This window comes from Blastocatellia bacterium, from assembly GCA_035275065.1.
Taxonomy (GTDB): domain Bacteria; phylum Acidobacteriota; class Blastocatellia; order UBA7656; family UBA7656; genus DATENM01.
The window spans coordinates 39,936-63,129 of sequence record DATENM010000142.1; the positions used below are offsets into that span (position 1 = coordinate 39,936).

The window sequence follows — 23,194 nt, forward strand, 5'->3', positions numbered from 1 at the left end:
TTCCGGTTTTTGTTAAGATGAGATGAGCGGCAGGGTGCGATGCGCGCAAGCTCTCCTTGCTGAAGTGGCTCATCGTTGTTCGAGGCCAACCTGACAACCAGGGGAGCGAGCAGATAGAAACCCTACCATCTCCACTTATCCTTCTCATCGAATCGGCATTCAAAACTGACTGCCGAAATGGGAAGTTGCTGAACTTTGCACGATATTACTGCCACCACAAATGCCGGACATCAAAAAGATCAAGTTATAGTCCTTGCTTTTTCAGGCAGATGGATTAGACTTCAGCCCTGGCAGCAACTCGTGTACGGGAACTTACACTACAGCTTTTCAAACACCCAAAGAGGAGAAGTTGCTGAACTTTCGATCATATTACTGCCGACCCGATTTTTTTGGTGCATAGTGTTTGGTTCTCTGCAACTTGAAGGGAGGGTGTCGCAATGCCGCTCGCGTTCCGCGCGTCGCTTTGTCTTCTGGCTTTGAGCTTGAGCCTCATCAATCCGGCCTCAGCGCAGCTTCAGTCACTGGCTTCCATATCGCGTTCGCCTCAATCGTCGGATGAAGAGACCCTGCGCCGGATGACTGAACAATACGGCCTGGCACTCGCCGCAGGTGATCTGGAGAAGTTGCGGCAGTTCTGGAATCCGCAATCGCCCAACCTGGCGGCACGCCGCAGATATTATAAAGACCTGTTCTCAGAATCGCGGATCGAACTCATCAGCTCAAAGGTGACGCGTCTGGAAATCACCAGCGACAAGGCCGTCTCACGCCTGACCACGGACGAACGCCGGCTGGACAAGAAGACGGGCGCTGTGTCACTGACCTACGACCCGCTGCGCGGGGCCTGCCGCTCGTTTGAGTGGGTCAAGGCCGATGGCGGGTGGCGGCTTGAGCGCGAGTTCCTGGTCCAGGACGAACTCGCCGCCCGGCTTAACGCGATGGCTTCAGAGAAGGAGCGCGACGAGCTTTTGGTAAGCGAGAGCGTCCTGGTCACCAACGTCCTCGTCCTGGCTTTGTCTTCCAGAGGGATTCGCCTTAACGAGCGTGGGGACACCGACGCGGCGCTGCGCTGTTTCCAGTTGCAGCAGGCGGTGTCGGAAAAGATCGGCGACCGGGTGGGGAACGCCGGGGCATGGATGAACATGGCGATTGTGAAGATTTCACAGCACGAGTACGAGAATGGTTTGCCGGTGGCGTACAAGGCGCTGGCGCTTTATGAGGCCGCCGGGTCGAAGCATGGCATGGCGCTCACGCTGGAAAAACTGAGCAAACTTTATCGCGGGCTCGGGGATTACCGGCGGGCCTTTGACTGCGTGCAAAAATCACTCCGGCTCTTTGAAGCGGAGAATCACCGCAGGGGGACCGCCCTGACGCTGTCTGAGGTGGCGATCATTTATGGGAACCAGAACAACCCCGAGCAGGCGTTGGCCCATCTGGAAAGAGGCCTGGCGATTGCTCAGGATATCGGGGACACCATTATGACGGCGACGCTGCGGCACAATATGGCTGTCGAATACCATAGATTGGGCGATTACAAACGGGCGCTCGAAATCTATCAGGGACTCCTTAAACAGACCGAAGGCTTCGGCGACAGGGTCGGGGCAGCGATGACCCGCGATCAGATTGGCAGCGTGTTGGCGGCGCAAGGCAGGTATGGCGAGGCGCTCGATTATCACAGCCAGGCGCTCGCCGCACTTGAAGCCGCGAAGGAGCCGAGCGTCGCTGCCACGCTCAACAACATGAGCGGCGTCTATCTGGCGCAAGGAAAATACGCCGAAGCCTTGGCGCTGGCGGAACGCGCGGTGTCGCTGTCGCGTCAAACCCTACACCAACTGGAGCTATGGGGCGGGCTTACGACGCTGGGTTATAGCCATCTCGGATTGAATCACCCGTCGGAGGCCCGGCAGGCGTTTGACGAAGCGGTCTTGATCATTGAAAAGCTACGCACCCAAACGGCGGGCGGGGTTGAAGAGCAAGTCCGTTATTTTGAAAACAGACTGAACGCCCATCACGGCATGCTCAGCCTGCTGGTGAGGGAGAACCAAATTCGGGAAGCGCTTGTCTTCGCCGAACGCGCCAAAGCGCGGGCGCTGCTGGACGTATTGCAACACGGCAGAATCGGCCTTCAGAAAGCAATGACCGTTGAGGAGCAGGAAAAGGAACACCGGCTGAAGGCGGAACTGATCCGGCTCAACACGCAAGCCGACGTGCCGGGTCCGCAGCAGGCAGGCGAGCGCAAATCCCGACTGGAAAAAGCCCGCCTCAATTACGAAGCCTTTCAGGATTCGCTCTATACCTTGCACCCTGAGCTGAAAGTCCAACGTGGCGAAGCCCCCGTCATCAACGCTGCGGAGCTGACCGCCCTGCTGCCCGACGCCACAAGCGCCCTGCTCGAATACGTCGTGACGGACGATAAGATTTATCTCTTTGCCGTCACGAAGGTGGCTGAGAAAGCAGAAACCGAGGTTCGGGTCTACACCCTGCCGATCAAACGCGATGATCTCGCCAGGCAGATCGAAGCCTTTCGGTTACAGCTTGCCAGCCGCGACCTCGGCTTTCGTGCCTCGGCAATCAAACTCTATGACCTGCTGCTCAAACCCGCCGCGCCGCAGCTTCGCGGCAAAACCAATCTCATTCTTGCGCCGGATGACACCTTGTGGGACCTGCCGTTTCAAGCCCTGCTCACGGGCGCGAATCGATTCTTGATCGAAGACGCGGCAATCGCTTATACGCCATCATTAACCGCGCTGCGTGAAATGATGAAGCGACGGAAGCAGCAGAACGCGAATTCCTCCTCCACAACTTTGCTGGCGATGGGCAACCCGCAGCTTGGGAATGAAAGCGTTCACCGCGCCGTGCTGACGCGGCGTGATGAAAAGCTCGATGCGCTGCCCGAGGCCGAGCAGGAAGTCAAAGCCTTGAGGCAGTTGTACGGTGTGTCGCAAAGCAAAATCTATATCGGCGCCGAAGCCCGCGAAGACCGTGTCAAGCGTGAAGCCGGTCAGGCCCGCATTCTACACTTCGCCACGCACGGTATGCTCAATAACGCCTCGCCGATGTATTCACACCTGGTTCTCGCCCAGGGCGACGCGGGTGAAGACGGCTTGCTCGAAGCCTGGGAACTGATGCAGCTTGATTTGAAAGCCGACCTGGCGGTGCTTTCCGCATGCGAAACGGCGCGCGGGCGCATCGGCGCCGGCGAAGGCATGATCGGGCTGTCGTGGGCAATGTTCATCGCCGGCGTGCCCGCCACCGTCGTCAGTCAGTGGAAAGTCGAATCTGCCGGCACCCGCGACCTGATGGTGAATTTCCATCGCGGTCTGCTCTCACAGCCAGCAGCCGGGAAAGCAAAGCCGACAAAAACAGAAGCCCTGCGCCAGGCCGCATTGAAGCTCATGAAAAACGCTGAGAGCCGCCATCCGTTTTACTGGGCAGGATTCGTGCTGATCGGCGACGGCAGGTGATGGCAAGGCCGCCGGCCCGGCTGACGGTTGCATTGAGAACCATCCGGCGCTGACAACGCCTAGCGCGATGATGGCCGCGCACACTGCGACCCGCATGACTGGTTTGTAATTCAAAATATTCTCCTTTTATCGGCTGTTCCCGCGTCCGCGCGGGCACAATTATTGTTCAGACTGCCGACTGGCGGACGCCTGACAATCAAGCGCAGCGGCAGCTTCAATCCGTCACGTAAGCGCCGGACTGATGTCGATTTCTTTAAGTGGCCTCCGTTTACCTGGCCATAAACGAGCTGGTCAATAAGCAGCTCTATAGGCTGGGCCGCAGACCTTGCGGCCTGACGATGAGGAATTGATCAAGAAGCCGTTTTATCAGTCTATTGGCTTCCTGTGAGCATTCAACTTTTGAACACCTGAACGGGAAGTTGCCGAACTTTCCGATATATTACTGGCCGCTCGATTAATTTTGGCGAGTGTTGGGTAATACCCGTCACGTGAAAGAATAGGTGTTCCAGACGGTTCGCGTTTCGCGAGTCGCTCTGGCTGGCTTGGCGGGATTCGTGCTGGTGTGTGATGGGAGATGAAGTCGACTGCGACTACCGGCTCGCAAGGCCCTGCGGCTAACCGTTCATTCGCTTTGGCGTCGTAAGGCCCGAACCTGACCAAGCAGGCTGCGGGCAATCTCCGAGTCGGGGTTTGCTTTTTGCACCGCGCGCAGTTCTTGTTCAGCCTCTTTCAACAACCCGGCCTCCGCGTACAGCAGCGCCAGGGTCAGGTGAGATGAGGCATAAGCCCGCTGCGCGTTCGTCAGCTCGTTGGCTTTCGCTTGATCCAGAATGCGGAATCTCGCCTGCGGCGCGGGCGGGCGCGGCGCTTTGAACTCTTGCCCGTCTTTGATGGCTTTCACCTGCCAGGCATAGACCTGACCGCGCGCGAGTGGTTGCGGCGCCGTCCACGATTGCCCTGTGAGTTGCGGGCTGGTAGCCACGAGGTTGAACTTGCTGTCGTAAACCTCAACGACAGTGCCGGTCGCCCCTGCCATCGGCGACCAGCGGAAAGTCGGGTGATCAGTTATTAGCACTCTTCCAACCGGTTCGATCACTGAAAATGCGTCTCCCTGTTTGTCCGTGCTCATCAGCGAGCTTGGCGGGCGGGTGAGTCCCTTGAGCTGTGTTGACCTTTCAATCCGCTGGTTGGCGAGCGCTCCCTTTAGCATGTTCTGGTAAGCAGCCGGCAGGTCATCAGCGCCCGAGAGCTTGCCTTCCCGGTCCAACGTCAACTGACCTTCACCGTCATTGAGCTGCGCGACCACAGGCGCGGGTGCGGGTGCAGGTGCAGGTGGTGCCTGGGGAGGGGGTGCCACGACGATCTCCGGTCTCGGCTCTCTATCCCGTGGCGTCCGCCAGATCAACCAGCCGGTCAGTGCCAACAAAATGATCGCCAGGGCCGCGCCAAAGGCCAATCCCGGAGACCTCTGGAAGAAGGTCGGTAGAGAAGCACGGGTTCGCTGCCACCAGCCTTCAGTTGGAGAAGGGATCGAAGCCGGATGATATTCGCGCTTAAGCGAGGGCGCCGTCTGATCTCTGAAAGCGTGCAGGTCATCAACGGCCAGAGCGCACGGCTCGCAATGGGTCAAATGATCGCTAACCGTTTGCAGCTCTTCGCCGGACAGGATTTGATCGACGTATCCAGCCGTCTGTTCAGCAGTCAGATGCGCGCGTGCCGGGTGCGGTGCAGCAATCTCTGCCGCCTCGCTAAAAACTTCGGCGTGCAGGGCGAGGAAAGCCGCGTCGCCGTTCATCGCATATTCGATCTGTTGCCGACAACCTTCACACTCGCCCAGATGATCAGACACCGGCAGCAGTTCGCCGACGTTTAGCTGTTGCCGGCAGTAATCTTCAACCTGTTTTGCGGTCAGGTGTTCGGCCAAGGCTCTTTATCCCCTCAGTCTCAACTCAAGCTGTCTGCTTACCTGAATAAGTTGACGAAAGTCGCCAATTATTAGCACTGACGTTTCAAATAAACCCTTTCAATCGGCGCGTCAACCGTTCACGTCCCGATTTGCGCGCATTGATCACCTGCTGCCGCGTCAATCCCAGCACCTCAGCTATTCTCGCGTCGTCTAGCGGCAACTCATTCCACAACTTGGCAAAACTGTCCGCGCTCATCTCCAGTGCATCCGCCAATTGGCGCAGCGTCGCGATCCCTGTGGCGGGAAACAGGGCAATACAACCGCGCCCATCCGCGTCTTTCAAATTCAACAACAAGGCGGCGCGCTGATTCAGCGGAAGCAGTTGCAGTTCTGCCCACAGCCTTTGCAGAAAGATCCGTTTTTCAACCTGCCATGCCGGGTCTGGTTCTCCGGCCACGGCTTGAAACGCGCCGGCGTCTTCGTCCTCAGCAAGCGATTCAATCGGTTGATCCCTGATTCCGAGCAGCGCGGCTAGCGTGCTCACTAGTTCATCGAATTCAACGGGGCTGCCGAGGTGATTGAAAATCGCGGCCAGGGCGTCGCCCAACTCCTGCGGTCGGCTGCTTTTGAGCCTACGGATGTGAGCCAGCAGCCTCTCATCCTTTGACAGACCACCGAGCCGCTCGGCAGTCACCGCTTTCTTTTGTCCTTGCCACACGCCAAAGCCGGCAACGAGTTTCCTGTCCTCGTCCTGCCAAAGCGCAAAACCAGGTTGGCGCGTCAGCAGGTATTGAAGTCGGTTTTTGAGCGCGTGCCGTTCTGGAAATTGGCGTCGCATCCAGCGGGAACAGGTTCGATGCGCAATGATGGCTGCCATCCCGCGCACGTCAGTGATGGGATGCTTGTCGGGCTGTTTGCGAAGCTGGTGCAATTCCGCCAGCAATTGCACCAGCACTTCCTGATAAATGTCATCCGCCTCAGCTCGTCCGTCTGCTCGATGAGAGATGAGATGGAGTTTATAGCGAATGATCCCTTTGATCACCGGCTCCGCATGGACAGTAATCAGTCGTAAGAGGCGTTCGTCAGCCTGCTCGTCGTTGGTCTCCAGCAAGAGAGGTTCGAGCAGGATGTCGATCTTGGGCGACGACTTTTTCACCATTCATTCGTTGCCGCCTTGTGCAGGAATGTGCGCGCAGTGGCGCCACTGCCGGATGCGCTAGTTAGTAAGCTATGGAACGACGGCCGGCAATGAAAAACCTCAGTCAGCCACTCGTACTACAAAACATTCGCAGATGGCAGCAACAATCTAAACCAGCAATACGAAATCGGCAATACGAAATCATCTGAATAGGCGAGCCGAACAGCCCCGCTAAAGGCTACTTCGTCGGCCCGCCTCGCTCACACGATGAGCAGTCAAGATTGCGCTTCGCGGCCTCCACCGGAACGAGTTGTTAGCGGCGCGATTTCACGAACGCATCGCCGGACCAATAATCTTACGAAACACGGTCGCGCCGCTCGCGCCCAACGATTTGTTGTGCCCGCCGGGAAGTTGTGCATTCAACGCGCCGTGTGGCGGCAGCTTCTGCAAACGCCGAAGACTGAAGCAACCGTCAGGACGTTGCACATCCCGCGTGAACTGGTTGACGTGCTTTGCGCCCACAGAGAGCAATCCAAGTGGGCTGCGGAAGATGATTTCATGTTTGCGCGAGAGGACGGAACGCCCTATGACGCTGACCACCTGCGCCGGGTTGTGCTGTATGAGGTGAAGCGCGGGCGGCGCATCCGGCATCAAGGGGCGCACGGGCTGAAGGGCTGGTGCGCCCACTGTTTCTTTAGCGCTTGCCATCGAGATTCGCCCACTCGCCCGACTCCATGAAGCTCGCTCAGAGGTAAGGATGTTGATAGCGCGGACTGCCGAGCCTCTTCAGTTGCACCTGACGGAGTGCTTCGCAACCAACTGGCATTTACTCAGCGGTGTCCTTGGCTCGTTGGGCGGCGCGGCGCTCTACCCACTCATATACCATTGGTAGAATCACGATTTTGAGCGGGCGCGTCACGAGCCCGCCGACCACCACAATTGCTAAAGGCTTCTCGATTTCGGCTCCGGTTCCCGAAGAGATAATGAAGGGAATGAGGCTAATACTGCCGATCAACGCGCTCAACAACTCGGCCCGCAAACGCACGCTCGCACCGGTAATCACGGCGTCGTCGAGATTCATGCCACCATCGCGGAGTTTGTTGATGTAAGACACCATCACCATGCCGTTTTGCACCGCCACCCCGAAGACCGCAATGAATCCGACAATCGCCGGAACGCTCAGCGGGAAGCCTGAGATCAGCAAAAAGGTCGTGCTGCCGACCAGCGCGATGGGGATGTTGAAGATGATCGTCAGCGTGTTGCGCAGCGAATTGAAGCATGCATAGATCAAGACGAACACCAGCAGCAGCGAAATCGGTATCGCAACTAGCAGTCTGCGGACTGCCTGCTGCTCGTTCTCGAATTGCCCGCCCCAAGTGATGAAGTATCCAGGCGGCGTCTTGACCTGCTTTGCCACCATTTGCTGTGCGTCATGAACAAAGCTGCCGATGTCCCGCCCCTTCACATTGCACATCACGACGATGCGGCGCAGCGAGTTCTCGCGGCTGACAATCGATTCGCCGCTCGACAGTCGTAAGGTCGCTAACTGTCCGAGCGGCACACGCCCGCCGACTGGCGCGGTGATCAAAATGTCGTTGAGCTTTTCAACCTGATCGCGAAAGTCTGCTTGCAGGCGAACGAATATGGCAAAGCGGCGCTGGCCTTCGAGCACGTCGGTGGCCTCGTCGCCACCGATGGCGATCTTGACGACTTCGAGCACGTCGGCAATGTTTAATCCGTAGCGCGCGATATGGTCGCGATCCAAAGCGATTTCCAGGTGCTCCTCGCCCGCGACCTGCTCGACGGCTAGGTCTTCGACGCCGCGAATGCCTGACATGGCGTCACGAATCGCATCGGCCACTCTGGTCAAAGTCTCCTGATCTTCGCCAAAAATCTTGACGGCAATCTGCGCATTGATGCCCGATATGAGTTCGTCGTTGCGGGTTTGGATAACCTGCGAAAAATTGAATTTGACGCCGGGAAACCCTTCCACACGGTGGCGCATGGCATCGACCAGTTCGTCTTTCGTCTTGGCGGTTGTCCACTGCGGCTTGGGCTTCAAGCGGACGTACATTTCGTCGTTGCTGACGCTTTCAGGATCGCCGCCCAGTTCGGCGCGTCCGATCTTGGCGACGACGGTTTCGACTTCGGGGAACTCACGCAGTGACTTCTCTATCTGCGATGAGACTTCGATGGCGCGCGTCAGCGAGATGCTCGCCGGCATCGTCGCCCGCACCAGCATATTGCCTTCGTCTATCGTCGGCAAAAATTCGCTGCCGAGGATGAAGACATCAGTAACGCTCCAGACGATCAATCCAATGGCGATGGTGATGGTGATATAGCGGTGCGCGATGGTCCACTTGAGCACCGGAACATATATGCCTTTGATGAATTTAATGATCGGATTGGCGCGCGGCTCGCCTTTCTTCAATCGCAACCACAAGGCGCAGAGCATCGGCGCGATGCACAGCGCCATCAACATCGAACCGATCATCGAATAGGTGACGGCATAGGCGAGCGGCTTGAAGAGCTTGCCTTCGATGCTCTGTAGCGTAAAGACCGGCAGAAAGACGGCGATGATGACGATGATGGCAAAAAACATGGGCCGCCCGATTTCCTGGGCCGCGGCCAGTATGGCGTCCCGCGTCGAGTGTTCGCGGTGCTCTTCCAGATGGCGGTAGATGTTTTCAACCATCACCACCGTCGCATCGACCATCATGCCGATGCTGATGGCCAAGCCGCCGAGCGAGGTGAGATTCGCCGAAAGCCCTGAGTACCACATCAGGATGAATGCCACCAACATGCAAAACGGGATGGCGGCAGCGGTGATCAACGAACTGCGGAAATCACCGAGCAGCAAGAGGAGAATCAGCAACACCAGCGCTTCGCCCTCAATTAACGATTCGACGACGGTGTGTATGCTGTTATCGACCAGCTCCGATTGATCGTAATAATCGACGATACTCACGCCTTCGGGCAACGCCTTGTTAATCTCGGCGACTTTTTCCTTGATCCGCTCGATCACCTGCTTGGTGTTTTCGTTGATGCGTTTCAGGACGATGCCGGTGACGACTTCGCCCTTGCCATCTTTGGTGACTGCGCCCTGACGTATCTCGTTGCCGACTTCGACGCTGGCTACATCGCTGACATGAATCGGCGTACCGTTGCGCGAGTCGAGCACGATGTTCTGGATGTCTTGAATATCCTTGACCAGTCCGATGCCGCGAACGATGTATTGCTCATCGCCGTGCTCGATGAAGTTCGCGCCGGCGTTTTGATTATTTGCCTGAATGGCGTCGAAGAGCGCTTTGAGTGGAATGTTGTAATTGACCAGCGCCTGCTGATTGGCGATCACCTGATACTGTTTGACATCGCCACCGAAGCTCAACACATCAGCGACGCCGGGCACGGTACGAAGTTGCAGCTTGACGATCCAGTCCTGAATCGTACGCAACTCCTGATTGCTTTTGCCGCGACCGACGATTTCGTAAAGATAAATCTGGCCGGTGCCCGTCGTGATCGGCCCCATCTCGGGCTCGAAGCCTGCTGGGATGCGGTCTTTAGCGAGCGACAGCCGTTCAAGCACCTGCTGGCGCGCGAAGTAGATATCGATGTCGTCGCTGAAATAGACCGTCACCACCGACAGGCCGAACTTGGAATCCGATAGCACGCGCACGACTCCCGAAATCCCGTTCATGACGTTTTCGATGGGGAAGGTGATGAGCTGCTCGACTTCCTGCGGTGCAAGCCCCTGCGCCTCTGTATCGATTTCGACCTGCACGGGCGTCACGTCGGGAAAGGCATCGACGTTCAACTTGTAAAGCGCCAGGATGCCGCCTGCTGTAATCAGCATCGAGACGACGGCAACCAGCAATCGCTCGCGGTAAAAGAAGGCAATGAAATTGTCGGTCATAATCAGACCTTAATCGCTATATGCGAGGACTAGACAATCGCCCGCGGCCTATGAGAAGTCATCGCTCCAGGTTATTGTTCGGGCTTGCTCTGTTGCAGCAGCAGGTAGTTCCCCTTCACCACGACTTTGTCGCCCGCCTTCAGCCCGTCACGAATTTCAAATCGGTCGTTGCTTTGTATCCCCACACTGACGACACGCTTTTCGTAGCCATTGCCGTTTGCGACAAAGACCACTTTTTGCCCGCCGTCATCAAGCACCGCCGATTGCGGGATCGAAATGGCGCTGTGATTCATGTCGATGATGATTTGCACATTGGCGAACATATCCGGCTTGAGGCGGCCAGCAGGGTTTGACACTTCCGTGCGAACCTTGAGGCTGCGAGTCTCCGGGTCAACGACGCTGGAAACCAGAATGACCCGGCCTAAAAAAACCGCTTCGGGAAAGGCCGGAACTGTAACTTTAACCTCCTGGCCGAGCTTGATGCGCTCAAGGTCTTTTTCAAACACATTCGCATCGATCCAGACGCTCGCCAGATTGATGATCTTGAAAAGGCTTGCATCGGTGCCGACGGTTGCGCCGATGGTGGCGTTGCGCTCGACGACCGTGCCGTCAATGGGGGAGGTGAGAGAAAAGACGGCGGTAAAGTCCGACCGGGTGGTGAGCGCGGCAATATCGGCCTCCTTCAAGCCGAGGATGAGCAGGCGGCGGCGCGCGGCTTGAAGCGCGGCTTTCGTCGATGCGACCGAACTGGCGGCTGACGCTTTCGCAACATCAAGATCGTGCTCGGCGGATTGCAGGTTTTTGCCCGCCGTGATGGTCTTCTCGTAAAGCATCTTGGTGCGGTCATAGGTGGACTGGGCGAGCTTGACCTCGGCTGCCGAAGTGCGGCGCGCGTTCTCATACTCAGCAAGTGCCTTGAGATAATCCGCCTCGGCCTCATCAATGTCTGGCGATTCAAGGTCGGCGAGCTTCTGCCCTTTTTTCACGATGCTGCCTTGACCCGCGTAAAGATGTACGATGCGGCCTTCATGAACCGGGCCGATGCTTGCCATGCGATCTTCAGAGACGAGTATCTTCCCGGTCGCCGCAATCGCCCCGGCAATCAGTTGTGGGGTGACTGTTTCAGTCTCGATGGCATGACTTGCGGAAACCTCCGAGGAGGTTGCGCCTGTCTTTGTGGCAGAGTTTGTGGGAGCCTCGGTCGCCTTCTTGCAGCCGCCATAAATCATCAACACGAGCAGCAGCGCAAGCCAGCGCGCGTGAGCAGCGAGTCGGAAAAACATAAGCAACACCCTTTCGCTAACGCCTCTACTTTTGCAGCGGCGTCGCGGTCGCCATCTCAAGGTCGAGCAGCGACATCTGGTAATCAAACAGCGCCTGGTAATAACTGGCCAGCGTTTCGCGCCGCGTGCGAATCGCATCCAGCAAGTCAAGCGTCGAGCCTTCGCCCGCCTTCAACGAAAACTCTGTGAGCTTCTGAATGTCATCGACTTTCGTCAATACGCCACTGCGGTAAAGCTCAACGCGCTTCTTCTGAATCTCGAAAGAGGTTAAGGCTTTGTCGACATCGTTCAGCACTTGATTGGTGAGCGCCTGCTGATCGTTCTGCGCCCGCTTCTTTTGAATTAGCGCCTTGACCCGCTCGCCCTGATTGCGATCAAACACCGGCAGGGCAATGCCGATGCCTATGCTATAGGTTTTATCAACAAAAACTTGCTTGACGCCGACACCGACATTGAGATCAGGGATGCGCTGCGCGTCCTGCAGGCGAATGGCTGAATCGGCGGCGTGCTCGCTGATTTGCGCGGCTCTGAGATCGGGCCGCGCGGCCAGCGATTTGTCGCGCAGATCGGCAAACGAGAATTGGTAAGGCTGGTAGTCGAGCGTCCCGGCAACTTCTATATCCGTCGCTTGATAATCGCCGCCGAGCGCCAGCCGCAAATCGCGCACGGCGAGCTCGTAATCCTTTTGCGAATTGGCGACGTCGGTGTCGAACTTGAATTTTTCGATTTCGAGCCGGCTCAGGTCTAACCCCGAAATCTCGCCCAGTTCTTTGAGCTCGGTGGCGTGCTTGAGGGTTTCAGCCAGAGTTTGCTGGTTCTCTTGCGCCAGCTTCAGCAGCGATTGCGCCAACACGACCGCATAGAATTTTTTCTTCAGATCGCTGGTCAACTGCCACATGGTCGTTTGAAATTCGGCGCGGGCCAGTTCGGCATTGACGTTAGCCACATCGATGCGTTTGCGCCGTTTGCCGCCCATCTCGAATGTTTGGGAGATGCTGTAGGTGATTTCCTGTTCCTTAAAAAACGGGCCGCTGAAATCCAGCGGCAGTTGGTCCGTATTAAAGCTGAATTCCGGGTTCGGACGGAGTCGCGCCGTCAACTTTTCCGCCTCTGCTGTTTCGATATCATAGCGGCCTGCAACGAGTTGTAAGTTATGTTGCAAAAAAATCGACACCGTATCCGAGAGCGTAACGGATTTTTTTGTCGCCGTCGCGGGCGGTTGCTGCCGGGCACGGAGCAACTCGCTGAGGGTGCTGTTGAAGCCCTTCAAAGCAGGTTGCGGCGGTTTGTCTTGTGCCAGAATGGCAGGCGTTGCGAAGGCGAGCAAAAGCAAGCCGGCGAGGCATCGCATTTGGCGGCTCGCTTGCCGTCGGCAGCTTCGCGTGCTGCCGAAGCATTCCAGCCAAAATATAGAATCGCGCCGCTCACCGAAACGGCGCAGAGGATTGTTCGTGCGTCGAGACATCCGTTCACCTTCACGTTCATCGGCTGGTTGAGTGATTGTTCATTGCGCGAGTGCGATTAATGCCCCGGCCGCCTCGATCCCACGCAGCCTGATCATCCATCATCGGCAGGAAAGGCACGACCGCCCGGGCTGACCACTGATCTTTGGTAATGTTTGGAGCGGGCCGGCAGATGAGCCGCGCCATTGTCGCCTTAGCCGAGAGGCGGCGCGCGATTGGAGAGAATGAGGAACACTCCGTTAGAGGTGGGCTCTGAAATGAACATTTTCAGACTTACAGGCTTGGGACAGAGATCGGAAGGTATCGAGACGGGCCCTATACCGGCAACCAGATTGTGCTGCAAGCAGCACGACATGCAGCACGTACCGTTGTTGGCCCCAGATGGTTTGCTTGAGTCGCCACCGCGGCTTGCCTCAACGCTACAGGCTGCGAACCTCGGAAGGCGTTGCTCGCTGCCGTGATGGTGGGTGATGGTCACCAGAATGGAGTGCGCCACAAGCAGCAGCAGCAAGATCGCTCTTGCCAACGACCTGGCTTTGCTGGCCCTTGCATATTTGCCGAGCACTCTCAAAATTGGTGTCCTCTTTGATTCGGGATGGAAAGTCAATTAAACAGCAAGGCGGTTGTGCCGTCAATGAAAGGCAGATCGGTAAGCTGTAGCGCCGGGTTGCTCAGAATCAAAGACCGGTCAAATTTGCCGGGGATAGTTCCTGAGGCGCGACCATTATTTCCCCGTTCTATCCTTTCATTTCTTGATCCCGAAGAAGCGCACATGCTCGCGCTTCGTTACTTTGCCTGTCTGCCCTTTACTATCTGCAAACTGTAGTTCGCCCCGCGCCACATCAGCCTCCGTATCCTTATTCGTCGAAACCCGAACCCGATAGCTACCTCGCTTAGTGACGGTTAGCAGAGCGTATGGCGTGTCGATCTCAAGCACCGTGCCCCTCTCGAACGTGCCCACGATAACGAACACCTCTCCCTGTGAAATGTCGAAATGCATCTGGTCGGGACTTTCTTCATAGACACTCACCTGAGAATGAGCGGCGACCTGAAAGTATGAACCCACATTAAGAGACCATTCGGCCCGCCCCTGGTCACCCGTCACCACGACATCACCTGAAGAGAGCCTTTTACCTATTCGCAACGGCAGCAGAGATGATTCGCCGCGTCGTTTGAGCCACACGTTGCCATCAACACGAGTGACATCTCCTGCGCGGGCGGAGACGATCAATGAGGGCAATTGTGACTGCGAATGATCGGGGCTTTGACCATATCCTCTCAGTGAAACGAGCAAGTCAAGCATGGCCAGTAATAGGATTGGGTTCCTTGCGCCTTGCAACATATTTACTCCTAGATTTTAAATCATCTTTGGCCCCGAGCGGCTGCGGATAACTTCATTACAGCACCAGCACATAGAAGATACCTGCCACTTACTATTGATCTACTTCATTCTTGAAAGTTAGCCGGGCCTCGACGATGCTCTTTGGGTTGATGGCATCCGAGAGGTGAAGCGTAGGCAGCGCATCCGGTATAGAAAGGGCGCATGGCCTCTTTGACCATGCGCCCCGCTTTGTTTGGGTTGCACCGACCCGGGCGGCGCCAACCATGCCGGCGCGAACTGCATTCAATAGAGCGTGTCGCCACCTAAACCTTCAGGCGTTCCTACTCTATACTTGGCCTACTACCTTCTACGGCTTGACCTTTGCCGTAAAGACTTCCTCCATCCCTAGTCCTCGGCTGCACCCGCTAATTCTATCGAGCTGACGACGGCTGTCAGTCCAGACGGGGTACGAAATGCCCCCGTATGACACAAGCCCCTCATAGTCTCCTTGCTGATTCCCATAGTTAATCCCCTGGCACGGAAACACGCCACCGCAGTCATGTTCGTTTGAACTCTGCGTTGATACACGCACGTTTGGCGACAGCCATGAACGCCCGCCGTCTCTCGACTGCGAGAGGTATACGTCCGTCATATAGCGAAAGCCGGTCGTGTCATTGCGTGTATCATAGAACGAAACGTTCACGTCGCCGGTGACCGGATCGACCGACATCCAATGATTGAAGCGATCCACAGCTATTGGCAGCGTGTCGGCTACGGTGCGAGGCTGCGACCATGTTGATCCTTTATCATCAGAGTAGGAGAGGTATATATCGGTCGTGCCAGTTGGCGTCTTATCTATCCAGGAGCAGTATAGCCGGCCACGGAAAGGTCCCTGCGAGCGGTCCACATCCAGCACCGGGTACACCAGCGCGGCACGGAATGATTCAGCCGGAATTGCAATATCGAACGGAATGACTTTCGGCGCGACGACGCGCTGTTGATCCCATGTCTTCCCGCCGTCGAACGAGCGGTTGAAAGCAATTACGTTGGCGCTGTAATCGTTCCAGCTGACGTAAAGTTCACCGCTAGTCCCGACCGCAGGCGACGCGCCAATTGAACGGCCCGGGCCTGAAGGATCATCGGCGCGGGTTACATTGAAGGAGGCTCCATGATTGGTTGAGCTTCCTACGCGAATGCCGCCGCCCGCCGAGCCGCCCGCCGCCGCGTCCCAGGCAATGTAGACATTGTCCCTGAACGGACTGCCGAGATTCGTGTCCGCTGTGATCATCGGCTTGTCGTTGAAATGATTGCTGCCGTTCTCAAAGGAGAAGAAGGTGACTGCCGAGTAAGTCTTGCCGCCATCGGTGGAGCGCGCAACTGCCATTTCGCTGCCATTGACGCCGCTGCCATTGCCAAAGTAGACAACGATATATCCATAGAAGAGGTTGTTCTGGGTATCAAACGCGAGAGTCGGGTCGGAGCCGAAGTCTATGCCATTGGCCCCCTTTGGTGGCGGCAGTGGCAGGTCTACGCCGCCCCAGCTCGACCCGCCATTTGCGGAAAAGTAGCTAGTACGGCTTAATACGATTTTGTGACCTAAATTGTGACCCGATCCAAGCCATTGCCTGCCGCAGATGATTAATTAACGGCTCAATGGCTAAGGATGCGGCGATCAGCTAGCATTTCAGAGCCTCCCAAGTATGAGGTTTGGTCACTGAAATACTTCCGAGGCCGCCGCGCTGTGGTCAACTCCGCAGCGCGGCTTTTCACTCAAACCAGATCATTTCGATTTATGACCACGTCTTGATTAATTCTGGATCAATATTGTAAAAGCCGGTCACGTCGTAACGACTCACGTCCGTTCGCATCAGTCGCAGAGTTCTATTCAGTCGGAAGTAGGTTGAATGGCTTTTGAAGAGTGAAAATAGCATCGTCCAGTGATCAAGATAGTTGGTGAAGACGGCGTGAGCCAGCTCTCGAAACGATGTGGCTAGGTAAAACCGGGAAGCCTACATCCATACCTTTCTAGTGGCTGGCCAATGTTCTTGTCCCGGACTTCTTGATGTGGCAGCTATTCTCTTTAAGTAGTATTTCCCACTTTTAATTGATAATTATTTTATCAAAGAAATGATTTCGCTTGACAGCCCCTACCTCCCGTGAGAGAATTATCAGGCCCTGTCGGAAAGGGAAAGATGGATTTTTTCCGACAAGATGACCTAAGTGCTAGTGAAATCTCCCAACGCTGTACTTGAAATAATAACTACCAAGCTTTCAGCCTATCCAGGCCTGCGTTGGACGCGTATTTTCATTACATGAATCACTACGTTAAATTCTATCCTCGCGAATCGCTGTGCGTATTTGCTAGCTAATGCTTCGATGGTTGCTAATATCTGTCTGCGAAAGCCTTGCGAAAGTGGCTGGTCAAGCGAGTTCCCTGCGAGGCCGTCAAACAGGTAGGTCAGAAGAGGCGTCTATGCTACCTTCATAAGCGTTGATAAGAAACCTGAGGAGAAAGCGCGGTAGACAGGTGTACTTGTCGGCACGTCCTGTCTACCGGTTAATCACAGTCCATTTCTGGAGCGTGACGTATGCCCACTATACCTCAGATCATATCTGCTTTTCAACTAATACTTTTCCAAGCCTTTACGGAAAAACGCATGGCCAGCTATGCGTTGGCTATCTGGTGTTTCACGCAGAAGCTAAGCCTGCGCGGGCCTCCCTAAGGCGCTAAGTCCACAATTCACACCCACAATTCAATTGCTGCCAAGTCAGCTTCCCAATCAGGTTTAAATATTTCATAGGCGTAGTGTGCGCGCATAATCCTTCACCCTGACGTGATGTCAGATGGTCTTTATACAACTCTGGGTGCAAAGGTAAGTTATGGAAAAGGACATGCTGCTCCTCAAGGGAGATGAAGTCGAGTTCTTGCTCAAGGATCGCGAGGTGGAGTTGATTGAAAAGGTAGCTTTAGCCTACCAAGCACACGCAAACCAGTTGACATCACTGCCGCATTCCGTCTTCTTGCGTTTCCCCGGCAATGACAAAAACCGAATCATCGCCCTGCCGGCGTTCCTCGGTGATGGATTCGGCGTGGCTGGCATCAAATGGGTTTCCTCCTTTCCCGGCAATGCAGAGCTAGGCCTTGAACGGGCGTCGGCTGTCTTGATCCTAAATTCTATTAAAACCGGGCGTCCGGAAACCATTATCGAGGCGTCTATGATCAACGCCAAGCGCACCGCGGCGAGCGCGGCATTGGCGGCCAAGGTTTTATCGCAGGGTGAGACCGTCTATCGAGTAGGACTTGTCGGTTGCGGGCGGATCAACTTTGAAACGGCCAGGTTTCTGTTATCCGCGTTTGCCCTGGTGAAAGAGTTAGTCATTTTCGACGTGGACGCGGGGCAGGCCACGATCTTCAAAGATAAGTGCAGCGGTTTTGTCGAAAACATTCAGGTCGCCGGCGATGTTCGAGAAGTTCTGGCGGCTTGTCCTGTTGTATCATTCGCCACAACTGCTTTGACCCCGTGGGTATCGGATCTGGACGAGTGCGCGCCGGGGTCTGTAATACTTCATACCTCGCTTCGCGACCTTTCGCCGCAGGTGATCCTCTCTTATGACAATGTTGTAGACGATCTTGATCATGTGACTCGGGCCCAGACTTCGGTTCACCTGGCTCGAGAGAGCGTTGGAAATAGCAGCTTTCTCAGGTGCACTCTCGGCGACATCCTGACGGGCAGAGCGGCGCCCCGAAAGGACGCTTCGGGAATTGTCGTCTTTAGTCCCTTTGGGCTAGGTATCCTCGACCTTGCCGTGGGTAAGTTTTGCTGTGATCTCGCCCGGAAAGGAGGGATCGGTTCGACCGTCAATTCGTTCTTCCCAGAGCGTTGGACGGAGCGGACTGTGTAAAGAAGATGGAAGTAATGAGAAAAGGAATCATATCAGCCATAGGCTCGACACCCCTGGTCGAGATGACGGCGTTTTTTGGCGGCGCGACATTCCGGGTCTTCGGTAAGCTCGAAGCCCTCAACCCAGGCGGCAGTATCAAGGATCGGCCAGCATTCAAGATTATCGAGCGTGCCCTAGAAACCGGCGCAATACGACCGGGGTGGACCATTATTGAATCGAGTTCTGGAAACATGGGCATTGGACTCGCACAGGTGTGCCTCTACTACGGGCTGAGATTGATTTGTGTGGTTGACCCCAAGGTGACTTCTCAGAACCTCCGTCTCTTGCACGCCTATAGGGCCGAGACCGTCATGGTTTCGGATCCTGACCCGCTGACCGGAGAATTCCTCCAGGCCCGAATAGATCGAGTGCGGAGCCTACTCAACTCAATCGAGAATAGCTTTTGGCCCAATCAGTATTCAAACTCGTATAACTCAATCGCACATCACCAGACGATGCACGAAATCGTCGAGGAACTTGGAAGGGAACCTGACTATCTCTTCTGCGCCACCAGCACGTGTGGAACCCTCAGAGGGTGCGCCGAATATGCCAAGAAACACAAGCTGGCAACTGCGGTGATCGCGGTCGATGCCGAGGGAAGCGTCATCTTCGGCGGATCAAAACAGAAGCGCTTGATTCCTGGTCACGGAGCTGCCGTAAGACCGCCGCTATTTGAACCGGACTTAGCAGACCGATGCGTTCACGTCAATGATCTGGACTGCATTGTCGGGTGTCGAAGGCTGGTCAGGCATGAGGCAATTTTGGCGGGCGGGTCGTCGGGAGCCATCATGATGGCGCTCGATAAAATCAAAGATGAAATCCCGCCGGGCGCCATCTGCGTGGTGATATTGCCAGATCGCGGCGAGCGATACATAGACACCATCTACTCGGATGACTGGGTGCGGGAACATTTCGGTGATGTGGTCTATTTGTGGGAGGGCTTGACTGAACGATCAATTGCCGGAGCGGCATGATCCCTTCCAAACTCGCCAGAATTTTTGCTTCCCTGCGGTGCTTCATCAATCCGGCCCGATTGACCACGCGCAAAGCGACTGATCGAGCCGACCTGTGAATTCGAGCGAGGCTCAACCGTCCACGGGTTCACCCGTAAAACCTATTTTCAAGGAGATGCAACCATGACTTGGAATGACCGAGATCGCGAAGACACGACCATCTACAAAGTCGTTGTGAATCATGAGGAGCAGTATTCAATATTGGCGGCGTACAAAGCCAATCCGCCGGGGTGGCGAGATGCTGGCAAGACCGGTCCGAAACAGGAATGCCTGGCCTACATTGAGGAAGTTTGGACCGATATGAGGCCGCTCAGCCTGAGGCTGAAGATGGAGGAATTCGCCAGGAACCCGCCGCCGCCGCCGCCGCCCGACCCTAATGCGCCGCGTGAGAGGAGTCTCGTCGAGCGTTTGTGTGAAGGCGAACATGAAGTCGAAGTCGGACTGCGCCCCGAAAAGACCGTGAAATTGCTCAAAGAGGCAATCGACCGCGACTATGTTCATATCAAGTTTACGCAGACCAGGGGAGGAACGGAACTCGGGTTCCGCCTGGATCGCTCCACCTCCGATTTCAGTAATGCCGACTTTGAGAATGGAACCGGGACGGCCCACGTGGAGGGTAATCTCACACTCGATTATGTGAATGTGAAATGCGTCGCCGACATTGATCTGAGCACGCTCGCGGGAAGAGGTCGGCTGATTATGGTCTGAATCGGTGTCACTAGTAATCTCGGTTTGACTTCGCCAGCCAACGCTCGAAACAGGGCGTGTCATTGGGTTCGGGCTCTCTTGGAGAGTACTGTGATTGCACGTAGTCCTATCGAAAGGTCATACCGCCTTACGCCAATGCAGCAGGGGATGCTGTTTCAGGGCTTGTCCGCGCCGGACGACGGTGTGTACGTCGCACAGACTGTATGCAAGTTGCCATTGGACGTGGACCTTCGCGCTTTTGAGCAAGCTTGGCGGAGCGTAATCAATCGGCATGACATTTTAAGGACATGTTTCTTGTGGCAAGGTTTAAGCGAGCCTCTCCAAAAGGTATGCGAGGGTATTTCAGTACCCATCGAAATCCAGGATTGGGCCAGTGTTCCGGCCACCGATCAGGACGACCTTCTCCAATCCTTGCTGCTGCGTGAACGGAAGCGCGGGTTCAATTTCTCGACAGCACCATTGATGCGCATCACGTTATTGAAGCTGGCAGGTGATGAACACCTGTTTTTGTGGACACATCATCACATCCTGCTAGATGGTCGCTCGCGGCTGATCGTGATGAAGGAGGTCTCGCTCTTTTACGAAGCATATCGCCGCAACCAGAACCTGGAATTGCCGCCCCCACCCAGCTACGCGGATTACGTTGATTGGTTTTATCGGCAGGACCAATCCGATGCGGAACAGTATTGGTGGAATTTGCTAGAGACCTTCAGAACCCCGACGAAGTTGGAGTTGCCGTGGGAATCCGACGCGGGACAATCAGGAGAAAGATATCAAACCGTGCACTTCAGCCTTCCGGCAGAGGTCAAGGATTCTCTCCAACTGCTGGCGCAGTCAAAGAAGCTGACCATCAACTGGATCGTGCAAGCCGCATGGGCAGTGCTACTGTCCCGCTACAGCGGTCAAGAGGATGTGGTGTTCGGCGAAACGCGATCTGGTCGTCGCACGGATTTTGAAAGCGTCGGTTCTGTCGTCGGCCTCCTGATCAACACAGTCCCCATCCGCTTGCATGTCGAAGGACGCAAGACGTTCCTCAATCTGCTACAGGAGCTGAGAGACCAGCACGTGGCCATGAGGTCATACGAATGCACACCCTTGACCCGCATCCGAGCGGGCAGCGGACTCGACCGAGCCGCGGAACTCTTTCAGAGCCTTGTGGCCTTTGATGAATACAGCCCCGGTTCTGGGTTGCAGCGGGAAGGATGCGAATTGTGGTCGGGCGGTGTCTCGCGGCGCTGCCCTGTGCATTATCCCCTGGCAGTGGCTGGCTTCAGCAAGCCAGACCTCTCACTACGGGTTGAATATGATCGAAGATCGTATTCGGATGAGGCAGTGGGACGTTTAGTCGGACACCTAGCAACTTTGTTGGAAGAAGCGATCAGAGATCCGTATGCTCGCATTGCGGATTTGCCCCTTCTAACCGACACGGAGCAGCAAGCGCTGAAACAATGGAATCGGACGGCTGTAGACTATGCCGCGGACGCTTGCGTTCATCTACTAGTTGAGAAACAGGTGACAACGGCACCAGACGCCGTCGCAGTGGTGTTCGAAGGTGACGTTTTGACTTATGCGGAGCTAAATCGCCGGGCCAATCAGCTAGCGCATTATCTGAGAAGACTGGGCGTCGGGCCGGATGCGCGGGTGGCCATCTGTGCCGAACGAAGCCTGGAGATGATCACAGGTCTGTTAGGAACATTGAAGGCAGGAGGAGCATATGTACCGCTCGACCCAGCCTATCCCGCCGAGCGCCTGCGCTACATGCTGGAGGATAGCGCGCCGCTAGTGGTGCTGACGCAAGCGCATCTGAGAAACCTATTTGCCGGGATCGGCGAAGAGCTGCCGGTGCTGAATCTTGCCGAGGCGGCCCTGTGGGCAGGGTCGCCGGATATGAATCCGAAGCGGGCCGATGTTGGGCACAGCCCCGCGAATCTAGCTTATGTGATTTACACCTCCGGCTCTACCGGCGCGCCGAAAGGCGTGGCCATTGAGCATCGCAGCCTGCTGAATTTGATTTGCTGGACCCGCAAATCCTTCGAGATAGAGCGCGGCGTGCGCTCGTCGAGTGTGGCCGGTTTTGGATTTGACGCCTTTACTTGGGAGGTCTGGCCGGCGCTCTGCGCGGGGGCGACCCTGCTGTTGCCGCCGCCGATGGTTGCACGCGATCCTGAGGCATTGCTCGCCTGGTGGGAGAGCAAGGAACCAGAAATCAGCTTCTTGCCAACCCCAATCGCAGAATTGGCTTTCGCTCAGGGGATCACCAACGCGCGCCAGCGTATCCTGTATGTCGGCGGCGATGTGTTACGCCGGCTGCCGGCGCAGGTGTCGCCGTTCATGCTGGTCAATAATTACGGACCGACGGAAGCGACGGTGGTAGCTACCTCAGGGCCTGTCGAGGATAACGCTATCGAGCCGACGATTGGACGTCCAATAGCAAACACGCAGATCTACATATTGGATCAGCACCGACAGCCCGTGCCGATGGGCGTAGCGGGCGAACTGTACATCGGGGGAGCCGGAGTAGGCAGAGGATACCTGGGGCGACCGGAACAGACGGCGGAGCGATTTCTAGCCGACCCGTTTGTCGAGAGCAGTGGGCGGATGTATCGGAGCGGTGACCTGGCTAGATGGCGGGAAGACGGAAGGATTGAGTTTCTGGGAAGGGATGACTTTCAGGTCAAGATCCGAGGATACCGGATCGAATTAGGGGAGATTGAGGCGCGGCTAGCCGAACACGCCGGTGTGGGGGAAGTGGTGGTGATGGCGCGGGAAAATACGGTGGGCGACAAGCGGCTGGTAGCCTACTACACGCCTGTGGAGGCAAACGGGGAAGGATTAGGAGCGGAAGAGTTGCGAGCATATCTGGGAGATAAACTGCCAGAGTACATGCTGCCGACGGCCTATGTGCGGCTGGAGCGCTTGCCGTTGACGCCGAACGGGAAGGTGGATCGTCAGGCGCTGCCGGCGCCGCAAGGAGATGCGTATGTGGCGCGGGAATACGAAGTGCCGGTGGGCGAGAGCGAGACGGCGCTGGCGAAGATCTGGGCCG

At 56.2% G+C, this 23,194-nt stretch carries 14 protein-coding genes; 6 read left to right on the forward strand and 8 right to left on the reverse strand.

The genetic code is table 11. The features are described 5' to 3' along the window. Window positions 1-575 precede the first annotated feature (575 nt). Window positions 576-3,461 (forward strand): CHAT domain-containing tetratricopeptide repeat protein, encoded by a 2,886-nt coding sequence (locus VJ464_26490; protein HKQ08698.1) that lies wholly within the window; start codon window positions 576-578, stop codon window positions 3,459-3,461. Between the two features lie 622 nt (window positions 3,462-4,083). Here the strand turns inward: VJ464_26490 and VJ464_26495 are convergent. The 6 genes from VJ464_26495 to VJ464_26520 form a co-directional block, all read right to left on the reverse strand. Beyond that, the gene (locus VJ464_26495) at window positions 4,084-5,385 is read right to left on the reverse strand and encodes a hypothetical protein (GenBank protein HKQ08699.1); all 1,302 of its coding nucleotides are present in this window, start codon (window positions 5,383-5,385) and stop codon (window positions 4,084-4,086) included. Window positions 5,386-5,470: 85 nt separating this feature from the next. Further along, window positions 5,471-6,526 carry a hypothetical protein gene (locus tag VJ464_26500; GenBank protein HKQ08700.1) on the reverse strand — a complete coding sequence of 352 codons (1,056 nt, stop codon included), beginning with the start codon at window positions 6,524-6,526 and terminating at the stop codon, window positions 5,471-5,473. 306 nt (window positions 6,527-6,832) lie between these two features. Then, entirely contained in the window at window positions 6,833-7,213 is a 381-nt protein-coding gene (locus tag VJ464_26505; GenBank protein ID HKQ08701.1) for a hypothetical protein, read from the reverse strand. 118 nt (window positions 7,214-7,331) lie between these two features. Continuing rightward, a complete protein-coding gene (locus tag VJ464_26510) occupies window positions 7,332-10,418 on the reverse strand; it encodes a CusA/CzcA family heavy metal efflux RND transporter (GenBank protein ID HKQ08702.1) in 3,087 nt (1,028 codons plus the stop codon). Window positions 10,419-10,489: 71 nt separating this feature from the next. Continuing rightward, entirely contained in the window at window positions 10,490-11,701 is a 1,212-nt protein-coding gene (locus VJ464_26515) for an efflux RND transporter periplasmic adaptor subunit (GenBank protein ID HKQ08703.1), read from the reverse strand. A gap of 25 nt (window positions 11,702-11,726) precedes the next feature. Next, window positions 11,727-12,875 carry a TolC family protein gene (locus VJ464_26520; GenBank protein HKQ08704.1) on the reverse strand — a complete coding sequence of 383 codons (1,149 nt, stop codon included), beginning with the start codon at window positions 12,873-12,875 and terminating at the stop codon, window positions 11,727-11,729. On the opposite strand from VJ464_26520, the gene VJ464_26525 reads away from it, so the two are divergent. Continuing rightward, window positions 12,855-13,226, forward strand: coding sequence for a hypothetical protein (locus tag VJ464_26525; protein HKQ08705.1), 372 nt, complete (start codon window positions 12,855-12,857; stop codon window positions 13,224-13,226). The two genes, VJ464_26520 and VJ464_26525, sit on opposite strands and share 21 nt — an antisense overlap. Window positions 13,227-13,909: 683 nt before the next feature. Here VJ464_26525 and VJ464_26530 read toward each other — a convergent pair. Both VJ464_26530 and VJ464_26535 read right to left on the reverse strand, forming a co-directional pair. Beyond that, complete coding sequence (locus VJ464_26530) at window positions 13,910-14,506, reverse strand: FecR domain-containing protein (protein ID HKQ08706.1); 597 nt, start codon at window positions 14,504-14,506, stop codon at window positions 13,910-13,912. A gap of 346 nt (window positions 14,507-14,852) precedes the next feature. Beyond that, window positions 14,853-15,869, reverse strand: a complete 1,017-nt coding sequence (locus VJ464_26535) for a sialidase family protein (protein HKQ08707.1) — start codon at window positions 15,867-15,869, stop codon at window positions 14,853-14,855. A 1,496-nt stretch (window positions 15,870-17,365) separates the two neighbouring features. Between VJ464_26535 and sbnB the strand changes: the two genes are divergently transcribed. From sbnB to VJ464_26555, 4 genes are all read left to right on the forward strand, one after another. Then, window positions 17,366-18,388 (forward strand): 2,3-diaminopropionate biosynthesis protein SbnB, encoded by a 1,023-nt coding sequence (gene sbnB / locus VJ464_26540; GenBank protein HKQ08708.1) that lies wholly within the window; start codon window positions 17,366-17,368, stop codon window positions 18,386-18,388. Between the two features lie 14 nt (window positions 18,389-18,402). Then, window positions 18,403-19,401: a 2,3-diaminopropionate biosynthesis protein SbnA gene (gene sbnA, locus VJ464_26545; protein HKQ08709.1), complete on the forward strand. Its 999-nt coding sequence runs from the start codon at window positions 18,403-18,405 to the stop codon at window positions 19,399-19,401. Window positions 19,402-19,563: 162 nt separating this feature from the next. After that, window positions 19,564-20,148, forward strand: coding sequence for an MbtH family NRPS accessory protein (locus VJ464_26550; protein HKQ08710.1), 585 nt, complete (start codon window positions 19,564-19,566; stop codon window positions 20,146-20,148). Window positions 20,149-20,295: 147 nt separating this feature from the next. Then, the coding region (locus VJ464_26555; GenBank protein HKQ08711.1) for an amino acid adenylation domain-containing protein at window positions 20,296-23,194 on the forward strand (2,899 nt) is incomplete at its 3' end.